This is a genomic window from Streptomyces zhaozhouensis, assembly GCF_900230195.1.
In the GTDB taxonomy this organism is placed as follows: domain Bacteria; phylum Actinomycetota; class Actinomycetes; order Streptomycetales; family Streptomycetaceae; genus Streptomyces; species Streptomyces zhaozhouensis.
Genome location: NZ_OCNE01000014.1, coordinates 118,819 through 132,753 on the forward strand (window position 1 = coordinate 118,819; position 13,935 = coordinate 132,753).

13 protein-coding genes are annotated in these 13,935 nt (G+C 75.6%); 6 read left to right on the plus strand and 7 right to left on the minus strand.

Features of this window, described 5'->3' with window-relative positions; all coding sequences use genetic code 11:
- The first annotated feature begins 101 nt into the window (after nt 1–101).
- The 3 genes from CRP51_RS19470 to CRP51_RS19480 all read left to right on the plus strand — a co-directional run bounded on the left by CRP51_RS19470 (nt 102) and on the right by CRP51_RS19480 (nt 3,271).
- Nucleotides 102–950 carry a DeoR/GlpR family DNA-binding transcription regulator gene (locus CRP51_RS19470; RefSeq protein ID WP_097232552.1) on the plus strand — a complete coding sequence of 283 codons (849 nt, stop codon included), beginning with the start codon at nt 102–104 and terminating at the stop codon, nt 948–950.
- Nucleotides 951–1,017: 67 nt separating this feature from the next.
- The gene (locus CRP51_RS19475) at nt 1,018–2,661 is read left to right on the plus strand and encodes a bifunctional 3'-5' exonuclease/DNA polymerase (RefSeq protein WP_245880682.1); all 1,644 of its coding nucleotides are present in this window, start codon (nt 1,018–1,020) and stop codon (nt 2,659–2,661) included.
- A 238-nt stretch (nt 2,662–2,899) separates the two neighbouring features.
- Nucleotides 2,900–3,271, plus strand: coding sequence for a VOC family protein (locus CRP51_RS19480; RefSeq protein WP_097232554.1), 372 nt, complete (start codon nt 2,900–2,902; stop codon nt 3,269–3,271).
- Nucleotides 3,272–3,281: 10 nt separating this feature from the next.
- On the opposite strand, the gene yczR is transcribed toward CRP51_RS19480, so the two are convergent.
- Nucleotides 3,282–4,787 (minus strand): MocR-like transcription factor YczR, encoded by a 1,506-nt coding sequence (gene yczR / locus CRP51_RS19485; RefSeq protein ID WP_097232555.1) that lies wholly within the window; start codon nt 4,785–4,787, stop codon nt 3,282–3,284.
- Nucleotides 4,788–4,888: 101 nt separating this feature from the next.
- Between yczR and yczE the strand changes: the two genes are divergently transcribed.
- Nucleotides 4,889–5,590 (plus strand): membrane protein YczE, encoded by a 702-nt coding sequence (yczE, locus tag CRP51_RS19490; protein ID WP_170970608.1) that lies wholly within the window; start codon nt 4,889–4,891, stop codon nt 5,588–5,590.
- A 169-nt stretch (nt 5,591–5,759) separates the two neighbouring features.
- The gene (locus tag CRP51_RS19495; RefSeq protein WP_097232556.1) at nt 5,760–6,134 is read left to right on the plus strand and encodes an RNA polymerase-binding protein RbpA; all 375 of its coding nucleotides are present in this window, start codon (nt 5,760–5,762) and stop codon (nt 6,132–6,134) included.
- Between the two features lie 109 nt (nt 6,135–6,243).
- Here the strand turns inward: CRP51_RS19495 and fxsA are convergent, their stop codons facing one another.
- The 5 genes from fxsA to CRP51_RS19520 form a co-directional block, all read right to left on the minus strand.
- On the minus strand, nt 6,244–6,819 hold the full coding sequence (gene fxsA / locus CRP51_RS19500; RefSeq protein ID WP_097232557.1) for an FxsA family membrane protein: 576 nt from the start codon (nt 6,817–6,819) through the stop codon (nt 6,244–6,246).
- Nucleotides 6,800–7,588: a polyprenol monophosphomannose synthase gene (locus CRP51_RS19505; protein WP_097232558.1), complete on the minus strand. Its 789-nt coding sequence runs from the start codon at nt 7,586–7,588 to the stop codon at nt 6,800–6,802. Before CRP51_RS19505 ends, fxsA begins: the two co-directional genes overlap by 20 nt.
- Nucleotides 7,589–7,592: 4 nt before the next feature.
- Entirely contained in the window at nt 7,593–9,347 is a 1,755-nt protein-coding gene (lnt, locus tag CRP51_RS19510) for an apolipoprotein N-acyltransferase (protein WP_439333195.1), read from the minus strand.
- Nucleotides 9,348–9,960: 613 nt separating this feature from the next.
- On the minus strand, nt 9,961–11,601 hold the full coding sequence (locus CRP51_RS19515; protein WP_097232560.1) for an amidohydrolase: 1,641 nt from the start codon (nt 11,599–11,601) through the stop codon (nt 9,961–9,963).
- A gap of 46 nt (nt 11,602–11,647) precedes the next feature.
- Nucleotides 11,648–12,100 (minus strand): Lrp/AsnC family transcriptional regulator, encoded by a 453-nt coding sequence (locus CRP51_RS19520; RefSeq protein ID WP_281259684.1) that lies wholly within the window; start codon nt 12,098–12,100, stop codon nt 11,648–11,650.
- Between the two features lie 233 nt (nt 12,101–12,333).
- On the opposite strand from CRP51_RS19520, the gene CRP51_RS19525 reads away from it, so the two are divergent.
- The gene (locus tag CRP51_RS19525) at nt 12,334–12,723 is read left to right on the plus strand and encodes a hypothetical protein (RefSeq protein WP_097232561.1); all 390 of its coding nucleotides are present in this window, start codon (nt 12,334–12,336) and stop codon (nt 12,721–12,723) included.
- Between the two features lie 4 nt (nt 12,724–12,727).
- Here CRP51_RS19525 and CRP51_RS19530 read toward each other — a convergent pair whose 3' ends face one another.
- Entirely contained in the window at nt 12,728–13,912 is a 1,185-nt protein-coding gene (locus tag CRP51_RS19530; protein WP_097232593.1) for an acyl-CoA dehydrogenase family protein, read from the minus strand.
- Between the last annotated feature and the right edge of the window lie 23 nt (nt 13,913–13,935).

Here is a 13,935-nt window from a genome sequence, read left to right on the forward strand (position 1 = left end):
TGCCTGTCTGGATCTCTCTCCCGCGAGGCCGTGGTGAACCGCCTCCGAGGGGTTGATGTCACCATGGCAGGATGTGGCGCACCGAGGAGGTGGAAGGTCCTGTGAGCGACAACCAGAACCTGCTGGCGGGCCAGCGGCGGGCGCTCATCCTGGACGAGGTGCGCCGCAGGGGCGGCATCCGGGTGAGCGAGCTGACACGCATGTTGCAGGTTTCGGACATGACGGTCCGTCGGGACCTCGACGTGCTGGCCAGGCAGGGGGCGTTGGAGAAGGTGCACGGCGGGGCCGTGCCGGTTCCCGAACGCCGCACGCACGAGCCCGGATTCGAGGCGAAGTCGGCGCTGGAGCTGTCGGCCAAGAGCGCGATCGCCCGGTCGGCGGCGAGCCTGGCCACCCCGGGGAGCGCGGTGGCGCTGTCCGGTGGCACCACGACCTTCGCCGTGGCGCACGAGCTGCTTGAGGTGCCGGAGTTGACGGTGGTGACCAACTCCGTGCGGGTCGCCGACGTGTTCCACCACGCGCGGCAGGCGGGCGACGCGGGCGCCGGGCAGGACGGGGGCGACGCGGCGCGGGTGGTGCTCACCGGCGGGGTGCGCACGCCGTCGGACTCGCTGGTGGGTCCGGTGGCGGACGCGGCGATCGCCTCGCTCCACTTCGACGTGCTCTTCCTCGGGGTGCACGGGATCTCGGTCGAGGCGGGCCTCTCCACGCCGAACCTGGCGGAGGCGGAGACCAACCGGCACTTCATCCGTTCGGCGCGGCGGGTGGTGGTGGTCGCCGACCACACCAAGTGGGGGACGACGGGGCTGAGTTCGTTCGCCTCGCTGGATGACGTGGACACCTGGGTGACGGACGGCGGGCTGCCGGACTCCGACCGCGAGGAGGTCGGGGCGCACCTGGCCGAGCTGCTGATCGCGGGCGGCGAGACGCCGGACCAGCGCCCGGCCTAGAGGCGGGTCGCCGCCCCGGCTCCCGGCTTCGGCCGGATTGTCAGTGGCCGCTGCCAGAATCGCCCGCGTGAGCGAGGAGCGGGTGGCGCACTGCGCGTTGGCTGAGTATCCGGACGGCTCGGCGCGGGTCTGCCCGCTGGACGCCGGGGGCCGTCCGGCCGGCGCGGTGCGGGCGGAGCGGGACGCGGTGGCGGCGGTGCGCGGACGGCCGTGGGTGACGCGCTGGGTGTGGCGGGCGACGGCCGCGGTCTACCCGGAGCTGCTGGCCGCCGGGGTGCGGGTGGAGCGGTGCCATGACGTGGAGGCGGCGGAGGCGCTGCTGCTGGGGCACGAGGGGGCGTGGGGGCGGCCCCGTTCCCTGGCGGCGGCGTGGGCGCGGCTGCGGAGGCTCCCGGAGCCGGCCGATCCACCGCCGGGCGCGCCGAACGAGCAGCCGTCGCTCTTCGAGGCGGCGCCGGCCCCGCTGCCGGGGGAAGCGGACCCGATGGAGGCGCTGCTGGCGGTGTACGCCGGGCAGCGCGAGCGGACCGGCCTGGCGCGGCATCCGGAGCGGATGCGGCTGCTGCTGGCGGCGGAGTCGGCGGGGACGCTGGTCGCGGCCGAGCTCCGGGCGGCGGGCCTGCCGTGGCGGGCCGACATCCATCGGCGGCTGCTGGACGAGCTGTTGGGCGAGCGCTACCCCGGCGGGTCGGAGCCCCGGCGGCTCGCGGAGCTGGCCGAGGAGGTCTCCTCGGCGTTCGGCGGCGGCGCCCGGGTGCGGCCCGATCTGCCGGCGGAGGTGATACGGGCGTTCGCCAGGGCCGGGATCCGGATCGGCAGCACCCGCGCGTGGGAGCTGCGGGAGGTGGACCATCCGGCGGTGGCGCCGCTGCTGGAGTACAAGCGGCTGTACCGGATCTGGACGGCGCACGGCTGGTCCTGGCTGCGGGAGTGGGTGCGGGACGGGAGGTTCCGCACGGAGTACGTGGTGGGCGGCACGATGTCGGGCCGGTGGACGACGCACGGCGGCGGCGCGTTGCAGATCCCGAAGGTGGTGCGCCGCGCGGTGGTGGCCGACCCGGGGTGGCGGCTGGTGGTGGCGGACGCCGCCCAGTTGGAGCCCCGGGTGCTGGCGGCGATCTCCCGCGACCGCGGCCTGATGGCGGTGGCGGCCGGCCCGGAGGACCTGTACGGCCGGCTGGCCGGGCAGGCGGGGGGCTGGGACCGTGCGGCGGCCAAGCTGGCGCTGCTGGGCGCGATCTACGGCCAGACCTCGGGCGACGGACTGCGTCATCTGGCCGATCTGCGGCGGCGGTTCCCGGCCGCGGTGGCCTGCGTCGACGAGGCGGCCCGCGCCGGGGAGCGCGGCGAGCCGGTCCGCACCTGGCTGGGGCGCACCTCCCCGGCGGGGGACGAGGACGCCCCGGGGGTGGGGGCCTCGGCGCGGGCCAGGGGCCGCTTCACGCGGAACTTCGTGGTCCAGGGGTCGGCGGCCGACTGGGCGCTGCTGCTGTTGGCCGCGCTGCGCAGGGAGCTGCGGGGGTGCGCGGCGGAGCTGGTCTTCTTCCAGCACGACGAGGTGGTGGTGCACTGCCCCGCGGAGGAGGCGGAGCGCGTGGTGGCGGCCGTGGCCGAGGCGGCCGCCTCGGCGGGGCGGCTGGCCTTCGGGGAGGTGCCGGTGGCGTTCCCGTTCACGACGGCGACGGTCACGTGCTACGCCGACGCGAAGTAGGCGGGGGCGGCCGGCCGTTCCCGGCGCCCCCGGCGGCTCCCCACCGGGTCTGGCTCGCCCCCCGAGGCGAGCCGGGCCCTGCTTCCTCCCGCCGGGCCCAGCGTGCGCCCCCCGGGCCGGGACCCCACCCGGGCGGGGCCCCGCCGCACCGATGAGTTTCCGCGGCCGGCCCGGTCTGCCCTTCCGGTGGTCGTCCACAGGGGACGGGCGCCGGACACCGAGGAAGGGCGAGAAGGACATGCCACACGAGAACGTCAACGGCCTGGGCATCCTGGTCTGCGGCACGGACGTCGAGAAGCTCGTCGCCTGGTACCGGGCGGCGTTGGAGCCGCTGGGCGCCCGTTGGGAGGAGCATCTGCTGACGGTCGGCCCCGGCGCCGTCATCGGCTTCGACCAGCGGGACGACGTCGCCGAGCGGGCGGCCGAGCCGGGCCGGATGCTGGTGAACATCACGGTGCGGGACATCCGCGCCGCCGAGCGCCATCTGAACGCGCTCGGCGTGACCTGGGTGCGGCCGGTGGAGGAGGCGGGCGACGGCTGGTACTTCTCCACGATCACCGACCCGGTGGGCAACTACCTCCAGTTCCTCCAGGGGCCGGTCGAGCCGTGAGGCGCGGCGGTCAGCTGGTGTAGCCGGCGGGCAGCTGCTGGTCGGGGACGCCGTGGCGGGCGACGGCCTCGGCGGCCCGCGCCAGCCGGGCGGCGGCCTCGTCGGCGACGGGGCCCCGCACGGTGAACGGCAGCCGGACATAGCCCTCGAAGGCGCCGTCGACGCCGAAGCGCGGCCCCGACGGCAGCCGCACGCCGCACCGTTCGCCGGCCTCGGCGATCCGGGAGCCGGAGAGGCCGCCGGTGCGCACCCACAGGGTCAGCCCGCCGGGCGGCACGGCGAACTCCCAGTCCGGCAGCCGCCGGCGCAGCGCCCGCACCAGGTCGGCGCGGCTGGCCCCGATCTCGTCGCGGCGCTGGGCGACCGCGTCGTGCCAGCCGCCCGAGGTCAGCAGCCAGGTGACGGCGAGCTGTTCGAGGACGGGGCTGCCGAGGTCGGCGTAGGCGCGGCGGGAGATCAGGCCCCTGATCACCTCGGGGGCGGCGCGGACCCAGCCGATGCGCAACCCGGCCCAGATCGACTTGCTGGCCGAGCCGACGGTGATGACGCCGGCGCCGCCGTGGTCGAAGGCGCTCATCGGGCGCGGCATCCGGCGGGCCGGCTCCTCGTCCAGCGCGAGGTCGACCATCGTCTCGTCGACGACCAGCGTGGTGCCGGCGGACCTGGCGGCGGACACCAGCTCGCGGCGGCGTTCCTCGTCGGCGAGGGCGCCGGTCGGGTTGTGGAAGTCGGCGACCACGTAGGCCATGCGCGGCGCCGCCTCGGTGAGGGTGCGCCGCCAGGCGGCGAGGTCCCAGTGGGGCGCGGCTCCCGTCATCGGCACGGGGATCAGCCGCGCGCCCGCGTCACGCATCAGCTGGAGGACGTTGGCGTAGGAGGGGTGCTCGACGGCGACCCGCTCCCCCGCGGCGAACATCCGGCACAGCGCGGCCATCGCGCCCATGGCGCCGGTGGTGACCATGATCTGCTCCGGCATGGTGGGCACGCCGCGCTCGGTGTAGCGGTCTGCGAGGGCCCGGCGCAGGGCGGGCAGGCCCGCCGGGAAGTCGCCGTGGGTGGCGGCGGCGGGCGGGAGTTCGGCGAGCGCGGCCTGGCAGGCGCGGGTCAGCCAGGGCTCGGGCGCGGGGAGCGCGGCGCAGCCGAGGTCGATCATCGAGCCGACGGCCTCGGGCGGCAGCGGCTCCAGGCCGCGCGCCGGCAGCGGGCGGCCGGCGGGGACGGCCGTCCAACTGCCCGCGCCACGCCGGGACTCCAGGAAGCCCTCGCCGCGCAGCGCCTCGAAGGCGGCGGCCACGGTGGTCCTGCTGACGGCGAGGGCGCCGGCCAGCTCGCGCTCGGCCGGCAGCCGCGCGCCGACCGGGACGCGGCCCTCCAGCACCAGCAGCCGCACGCCGTCGGCGAGGGCGCGATAGGCGGGGGTCTTCCGGGAGCCGCCGGAGGTCCGGCCGTAGCCGTCCTGGGAGTGGAGCAGCCGCGCGAGTTGGCCGGTTCCGACCGTCGAGGTCCACTCAGCCATGAAAATCGGTCCACCTTACTCGGATTGGACGTACCACCGACCCAAGATCAGGCCAGAGGCTAGCTCTCAGTCAGTCCAATTCAACCAGAAGGACCTGCCCGATGAGCCGGTTGTCACGCCGCCTGGTCCAGCTCTACCTCGGCCTGCTGCTCTACGGCGCCAGCGCCGCACTGCTGCTGCGGGCCGGTCTGGGACTCGTCCCGTGGGACGTGTTCCACCAGGGGGTGGGCGAGAGGACCGGCCTCTCCCTCGGCCTGGTGGTCAACATCACAGGTCTGCTGCTGCTGTTGCTCTGGTGGCCGCTGCGCGAGCGCCCCGGGCTCGGCACGGTCTCCAACGTGCTGCTGGTCGGCCTCTCCCTGGACGCCACGGCCGCCCTCGTCCCGCCGGTGACCCCGCTGGCCGGGCAGATACCGCTGATGCTGGGCGCGGTGGCGCTCAACGGCCTGGCGACCGGCCTCTACCTCTCGGCCCGGTTCGGCGCCGGCCCCAGGGATGGCCTGATGACGGCGTTGAGCAGGGTCACCGGGCGCTCGGTCCGGCTGGTGCGGACGAGCATCGAGATCGCGGTCCTGGCGGTCGGCATCGCCCTCGGCGGCACGGCCGGTGCGGGGACCGTGGTCTACGCGCTGGCGATCGGGCCGCTCGCCCAGTTCTTTCTGCGGGTCCTGGCGCGGCCCGCCGCCGGGGGCGACACGGGCGGGACAATGGATTTCGAAGACCGGGGCAAGCGGGGTACTGTACGCCTTTGGTCCCGCCGGGTGGACCGTGACAACGAGCCATCCTCTGCGGACGCCGGGTGACATCCCCTCTCAGATGTGACAAACCGGGCGACGGTGGGTACAAGAAGGGTCGGTACGACGGGCGACGTATGACCTACGACGGGAATCTTCGCCGCCGACCGGACGTTGACCTGATTGATGATGACAGCGACACCTGTCCTGTGGGCGACCAGCCCGGGAGGCACGATTCATGAGTGAGCGAGCTCTGCGTGGCACGCGGCTCGTGGTGACCAGCTACGAGACCGATCGCGGTATCGACCTCGCGCCGCGTCAGGCGGTGGAGTACCAATGCCAGAACGGCCATCGCTTCGAGATGCCGTTCTCGGTGGAGGCCGAGATTCCTCCGGAGTGGGAGTGCAAGGTCTGCGGCTCCCAGGCCCTGCTGGTGGACGGCGAGGGCCCCGAGGAGAAGAAGGGGAAGCCCGCGCGGACGCACTGGGACATGCTGATGGAGCGGCGCACCCGCGAGGAGTTGGAAGAGGTGCTGGCCGAGCGGCTGGCGGTGCTGCGTTCCGGCGCGATGAACATCGCGGTCCACCCGCGCGACAGCCGCAAGTCCGCCTAGGCGGCCGGGCCCCCGCGCGCGGGGAGCCCCCCACAGAGACACGGAAGGCCCGGGTCACGTCGGTGACCCGGGCCTTCGTGCCGTTTCCCCCCGCCGGGGATCCGGGCGGTCAGGGACGGCGGTCGCGGTCCTCGTCCGGCTCGTCGTCGTCGCGGACGACCTCGCCCTGGACGACACGGCCGTCCGGGTGGCGCATCCGCCGGCCGGCCTCGCCGGCCGCGCGGAAGGCGGGCCCCACCGGCCAGGTGTGCCGCTCGACGGCGCGCGCGGCGGAGCCGCGGATCAGCTTGGCGGTCGGCGGGAAGAGGCACAGCAGCGCGACCACGTCGGACAGCAGCCCGGGGAGCATCAGCAGCAGGCCGCCCAGCATGGTGAGCACCCCGCCGCCGGCGGGCGAACGGGTGCCGGGCTCGGCCGTCCCCCTGGCCTGGGCCGCCAGCCGCTGCCAGGCGCGCCGGCCGGCGTGCCGGATGACCAGCGCGCCCGCCAGTACCCCGGCGACCAGCACCAGGAAGACGGTCAGGCCACCGGCGGCCTGGCCGAGCAGCATCAGCAGCCAGATCTCCAACAGCGCCCAGGCGGCCACCGCCAGCGGCAGCAGGGCCAGCGGGCCACGGCGGCGGCCGACGGCGCGCGTCGCGCCCGTGCGTCGGCCTCTGTACGGGTCAGGACTCCCGGATGTCATGGTGCAAGTGTGCCTGGCGTCGGGGCGATCCACCGAGTCGGGCGGCGATCCCCCACGCGGTCACCCGCCACAGCGCCTCGACCACGATGTCCCGGCTCATCTTGCTGTTGCCGTGGGCCCGCTCGACGAACGTGATCGGCACCTCGACCACCCGGTGCCCCGCCCGGATCGCCCGGTGGGCGAGGTCCACCTGGAAGCAGTAGCCCTGCGAGGCCACGTCGTGCAGCAGCGCCTCGTCCAGCACCCCCGCCCGGAAGGCGCGGTAGCCGCCGGTCACGTCCCTGATCGGCAGGCCGAGCACCCGCCGTGAATAGGCGCTGCCGCCCCGGGAGAGCAACTGGCGGTAGCGCGGCCAGTTGACGATCCGGCCGCCCGGCACCCAGCGGGAGCCGAGCACCACGTCGGCCGAGGCGAGAGCGGTCAGCAGCCGGGGCAGCTCCTCCGGCTGGTGCGAGCCGTCGCCGTCCATCTCCACCAGCACGCCGTAGCCGCGTTCCACGCCCCAGCGGAAACCGGCCAGGTAGGCGGCGCCCAGTCCCTCCTTGCCCGGCCGGTGCAGCACGTGGACCCCGGGGTCGGCGGCGGACAGCTCGTCGGCGAGCTTGCCGGTGCCGTCGGGGCTGTCGTCGTCGGCGACCAGCACGTCGCACGCCGGCATCAGCGCGCGCAGCCGTCTGACCAGGGGCGGGAGGTTGTCCGCCTCGTTGTACGTCGGGATGACCACCAGGACCCGGCCCAGCGGCGGAAGGCCCCGCGCGTCCTCCCTCACCCGCTCACTCCTTCCGCTCTGCGCCACCGCCCTCGGCGGCCGTGTCTCTCTCGCCGGCGTCGTGCGCGTCGGCCGGGCCGGCCGCGCCGCTCGCGCCGTTCCGGCGGCGTGCCAGGCGGGGACCGAGGCCGGTCCAGGCCCAGGCCAGCAGGCCGCCCAGGGCCAGCGACCACTCGGGGGCCGCGCCCACCCGGTCGGCGACCGTGCGGCCGTCGCGCAGCGGCAGCTCGGTGGTCAGCACGTCCTGGGTGAACTCCTCGGTGCGCTGCTCCAGGGAGCCGTCGGGCCTGACCACCGCGCTGATCCCGCTGGTCGCCACGGTCACCACGGCCCTGCCGTGCTCGACGGCGCGCAGCCGCGACATGGCCAACTGCTGCTCGGGCTGGCCGGTGTTGCCGTACGTGGCGTTGTTGGTCTGCACGACCAGGGCGCGGGCGCCGTCGTTGACGGTGTCCGTCACGATGCCGTCGTAGGCGACCTCGAAGCAGATCACGTCGCCGAGACGGGCGGGGCCCACGTCCAGCACACCGGAGTGGTCCCCGGGCCAGAAGTCGCGCGGCACCCGGTCCAGCCGGGATATCACCGTGGACAGCTGGTCGCGGAAGGGCACGTACTCGCCGAACGGCACGGGGTGCTGCTTGGTGTACGAGTCGCCGGGCCCGTTCTCGGGGTCCCAGACGATGCCCTGGTTCTCGACGTAGCCCTCCTCGGTCGGGTGGTCGACCAGGGCGCCCACCAGGACCGGCACCCCGATGGCGCGGACCGCGCCGTCGATGGCCGCGTAGGCCTCGGGGCGCCGGTAGGGGTCGAGGTCGGAGGCGTTCTCCGGCCACAGCACCAGGTCGGGCTGCTCGACGCGGCCTGCGGCGACGTCGTCGGCGAGCTGCCGGGTCGCCTCGACGTGGTTGTTGAGGATCATCATCGGACGGCCCAGGAAGTCCATGCCCGGCTGCTGGACGTTGCCCTGCACGACGGCGACCCGCGCGGTGTCGTCCGCCGCCGTGGGCACCGGCACGGCGTAGCCGCTGGCGCCCACGGCCACGGCGAGTCCGGCGCCGCCGAGCGCGGGCAGCGCCTCGCGCGGGGTGAGCAGACCGGCGCGCCGCAGATGCCACAGGCGGACGCCCGCCCAGGCCAGCAGCGTGCCGGTGAACGCGACGGCGAACGTGACCAGCGGCGCGCCGCCGAGCGCGGCCAGCGGGGTGTAGGGGGTGTCGGTGTTGGCGAACGCCAGCCGCCCCCACGGGAAGCCGCCGAACGGCACCCGGCCCCTGGCCCACTCCTCCGCCACCCACAGGCAGGCGGCCCACAGCCACCAGGCGCGCATCCGCGCCGTGGCGGCCAGCCCGGCGCCGAGCGGGACGAAGAACAGCGCCTGGATCACGGAGAGCCCGAACGTCGCGTCCCAGCCGACCACCCGCAGCCAGCTGAGCAGCCCGAAGAAGAACGGCAGACCCATCGCGAAGCCGAGCCAGCCGCCCCTGCGGGCGCTGCGCCCCCTGGTCAGCAGGGAGAGCGCGGCGACGGCCACCAGCGACAGCGGCCACACGTCGTAGGGCGGGAAGGCCGGCACCAGCGCGAGGCCGGCGAGCGCCGCGAGCACGGTGGCCAGCCAGTCGTGCCGCAGGGCGGCGAGCAGCCGACGAGGCCAGCGGGGACGGCGCGCCGGGGCGCCGTCGGCCGGCCCGCGCGGGGCCTTGGGCCGGGCGCGCCGGTCGTCCGACTCGTCCCTGGTGGTCGTCTCTGGGCCGGATAGCACCACGGTCGTGGCCTCTCCTCAAGAGCGGGGCGGTGAGAAACGACCGTACCGCGAACGACGCGAAGCGCCGTCACCGGCAGCCCACCCCCGCCGCCCGGGAGGGCCGCGGGAACCGCGGGGGACCGCGCGGGAACCCACCAGGCGGGCGAGCACGACAACCCGCCCGGGACGACGAGGCCGGTGGTCGGCTCCCCGAAGCCGTCGGGGACGTCTGCGGGCCGGAGCCCGGCGCCCTTCGGTCCGACCCGGGACCCGCTGGCTGCGGGTCGACCGAAAGCCGTTGTCTACTGAGCGTCCGGGCCCCGCCCGGGTCGCACCAGCCGACCAGGCGGTGCCTCCCGTCCCCGTGCCGCGGACACTGGACCTGGCTCCCGGTGGCAGGGCGCCGGGTCGGCGCCCGCCCTCTGGCCCAGCAGCGTTCGACGACTGCGTGAAGGTGCGCCGGCCGGACGTCCTGTGGTGGACCCGGCCGAACCTACCCCCGGAGGCCCGCTGGCTGTCAACATCCGTCTCACCAGGGCGTTTTCCTCAAAACGGCAGGTCAGTGCCGAGCACGGGCGGCGTTCCCGGCGCGGCGCTACCCGTCCTTCGGCGGTATCGGCCTGGACCGGGATCACTCGTTCAGCCGGTCGTACACGGTCCGGCCCCCGACCACGGTACGCAGGCAGCGGGGCGCCGGGGTACCCGGGGTGAGGTCGGGCAGCCCGGGGGTGCCGGAGCGCGGGTCGGTGGACCAGCGGGCCACCCGGTCGTCCGGCGCCTGGACGAGGAGCGCGCCGGTGTCCCAGAGCGCGTAGTCGGCGGGCGCGCCCGGCACCAGGACGCCGGCGTCGTCGCGGCCGACGGCGCGCCAGCCGCCCCTGGTGTGCGCGGTGAACGCGGCGCGCACCGAGATCCGGTGGGCGGGCGTGCGGTGGTAGGCGGCGGCGCGCACCGCGCCCCAGGGGTCGAGCGGGGTGACGGGCGCGTCCGAGCCGAACGCCAGCGGCACCCCGGCGCGGGCCAGCGCGGCGAACGGGTTGAGCGCGGCGGCCCGTTCGGCACCGAGGCGGTCGGCGTACATGCCGTCGGGCCCGCCCCAGGCGGCGTCGAAGGCGGGCTGGACGGAGGCGACCAGGCCGAGTTCGGCCAGCGCGGCGACCAGTTCGCCGGTGAGGAGCTCGGCGTGTTCGACGCGGTGGCGCAGCGCCCGCACCCGTGCGGCGCCGACCCGGTCCGCGGCGGCGCGCACCCCGCGCACGACGGCGGTGACGGCCGCGTCGCCGATGGCGTGGAAGCCGGCCTGGAGCCCGGCCTCGGTGCACAGGGCGACGTGGGTGGCGATCTGCTCCTCGGTGAGGTGTGCCAGGCCGGTGCCGGTCCCGCCGTCCGCGTAGGGCGCGCACAGATGGGCGGTGCCGGAGCCGAGGGAGCCGTCGACGAAGAGGTCCCCGGCGGCGCCGACGGCGCCCAGCTCGGCGACGCGCAGGGCGTCCTTCGGGTCGGTGACCAGCTCGGCCCAGTAGCCGAGTACGCGCGGCCCCGGCTCGTCCTCGGCGAGCCGGAGGAGGGCGACCAGGTCCTCCTCGCTGGAGATCTCCGGGCCGCCGCACTCGTGGAGCGCGCCGATACCCAGGCTCGCCGCCCGGGCGCGGGTGGCGCGTTGGGCCTCGGTCCGGCGCGCGCCGGTGAGGGCGCCGAACGCGTGCGCGCGCACCGCGTGGTGGGCGTCGCCGGTCAGCGGGCGGTCGGCGGCGTAGCCGTCGCGGGCGGTCACGCCGGGGACGAGGTCGAGCAGGGCGGTGGTGGCGAGCGCCGAGTGGACGTCGACCCGGGAGAGGTAGAGGGGTCGCCCGCCGGCCGCCTCGTCCAGTTCGGCCCGGTGGGGGGCGCGGCGTTCCGGCCAGCGCGCGGAGTCCCAGCCGTGGCCGAGAAGCACCTCGCCGGCGGGGCGGGTCGCGGCGTAGGCGCGGACGGCGGCCAGCGCGGCGTCGAGGGAGGCGGCCTCGGTGAGGTCGAGGCCGGTGAGGGCCAGGCCGGCGGCGGTGGTGTGGACGTGCGCGTCGGTGAACGCGGGGGCGACCAGGGCGCCGTCGAGGTCGACGACGTGGTCGGCGGTGTCGGCCAGGGCGTCGGCGGCGGCCTCGGAGCCGAGCCAGGCGACGCGGTCGCCGGTCACCAGCATGGCGGTGGCGAAGGGGTCGGCCGGGCTGTGGATCTCGCCCCGCCGCAGCAGCGTGGAGGGTGCCGTGGCGGAGGTGGTGCGTCGGGTCATGCCCGCTAGTCTCGCGCCCGCCGCGGGGTACCGGGCGCGGCGGGGGTCAGATCCGGGGCGGGCGGGCCTCGTAGGGAGTGGAGAGGACCACGGTGGTGCGGGTGGAGACGCCGGCGAGGGAGCGGATGCGGGCCAGCAGGTGCTCCAGCTCGGCGGGGGCGCCGACCCTGACCTTGAGGATGTAGCTCTCGTCGCCGGCCACGCTGTGGCACGCCTCGATCTCGGGGACCTCGGCGAGCCGGTCGGCGGTGTCGTCGGGGGCGCTGGGGTCGAACGGCTTCACGGAGATGAACGCGGTCGTCCCCAGCCCGAGGGTCTCGGGGTCGACGAGGGCGGTGTAGCCGCGGATGACCCCGCGCTGTTCGAGCCGGCGGACGCGCTGGTGGACGGCGGAGGTGGACAGGCCGGTGGCCCTGCCCAGGTCGGTGTAGCTCATCCGTCCGTCCCTGACGAGCAGTTCGACGATGCGCCGGTCCAGGTCCTCCGATAGGTCACTCACGAGTCCGTAACCTACCCGCACGGCGGGCGGGGCGCTGGACGCTTTCCGGGCGTTCGCGCCGGGGCGGGCGGGCCGGCGGGCACGCCGCCCCGGCGGGGAACAACCGTTCGTCGCCGAAATGTGACGAAGACCACCTTCCCTCGTCGAGGGGGGCGGCCTGACGGGTGATTATCCGCCGATCGTCACGGGCAACTCTTGCAGTGGCCACCGGATGTGCCATCCAAGGGGGATAAATGCCCACTGTTCAACCACCCCGGCGTACCGGCGCGGACGAGCGCCGACTCGTCGAGGCGTTCGAGGCGGCCGAGCCGGAGCAGGACCCGGCCGACGCCGACGCGGCACGGGCGGTCTGCCCCGACTGCTCCCGCTCGATCGCCCTGGAGGCGGCGGACGCGCCGCTGCCCTCCCACGCGCTGGTCGCCACCCCGTGGCAGCCCTTCGGGCTGACCGTCTGCCCCGGCTCCGGCCGGGAGCCCGCCGCGACCGGCTGGACGCTGACCTGGACGCGGCCGGCGCGGGGCGACTCGCTGGCGTTGGCGACGCTGCCGGAGGGGCTCGACTGGCGGCTCCAGCCGTTCTCCCACGCCTCGGGGCCCGCGCCGGCGCTGCGGCAGGCGGCCTGACCGCTCAGTCCCCGGCGCACTCCCCGACGCGCGCCCCGTCGAGCAACTGCCGCGCGACGACCAGTCGTTGGATCTGGTTGGTGCCCTCCACGATCTGGAGCACCTTCGCCTCGCGCAGGTAGCGCTCGGCCGGGTAGTCGGCGCTGTAGCCGTAGCCGCCCATCAGCTGGACCGCGTCGACGGTCACCCGCATCGCGTGGTCCGTGCAGAACAGCTTGGCCATGGCGGCCTCGGCGGTGAACGGGCGGCCCGCGTCCTTCAGCCGCGCCGCCGACAGCAGCAGCGCGCGGCCGGCCTCGATCCCGGTGGCCAGGTCGGCCAGCAGGAAGCGGGTGCCCTGGAAGTCGCTGACCGGGCGGCCGAACTGCTGCCGCCTGACGACGAACGCCGTCGCCTCCTCCAGCGCCGCCCTGGCCAACCCGACCGCGCAGGCCGCGATGCCCAGCCGTCCCGCGTCGAGGGCGGCCAGCGCGATCGGCAGACCGCGCCCCAACTCCCCCAGCCGGCGGGCGTCCTCGACCCGCACCCCGTCGAAGTGCAGCTGCGCGGTGGGCGATCCGCCCATGCCCATCTTCCGTTCCGGCTTCGCCGCCGTCAGCCCCCGCGCGTCGCCCGGCACCAGGAAGGCGCTGATGCCGCCCGGCCCCTCCTCGCCCGTGCGGGCCAGCACGGTGTAGAAGTCGGCGATCCCGCCGTGCGTGATCCACGCCTTGGTGCCGGTGATCACCCACGCGTCGCCGTCGCGGACCGCGCGGGTGCGCAGGCTGGCGGCGTCGGAACCGGCGGTGGGCTCGGAGAGGCAGTAGCCGCCCAGCAGCGCGTCGCCGAGCATCGCCGGCAGCCAGCGGGCGCGCTGCGCCGCGTCCCCGAAGCCGGCCAGCGCGTGGCAGGCGAGGGTGTGCACGCTCACCCCGAGTCCCACGGTCAGCCGGGCGGCCGCCAGCTCCTCCAGCACCCGCAGATAGGTCTCGTAGGGCTGACCGCCCCCGCCGTACTCCGTCGGGTAGGGAAGGCCCAGCAGGCCGGTCCTCGACAGCAGGGCGAACGTCTCGCGCGGGAAGACGCCGGCCTCCTCCTCCTCGGCGGCCGGCGGCCTGACCTCGCGGGCCGCCACCCGGCGGGTGAGGGCGAGGAGTTCGTCGGCCTCGTCCCCGGCGGTCGCGGGGCGGGTCGGCGTCTCGGACGGCATGGTCACCATGGTTCCTCCTGGGT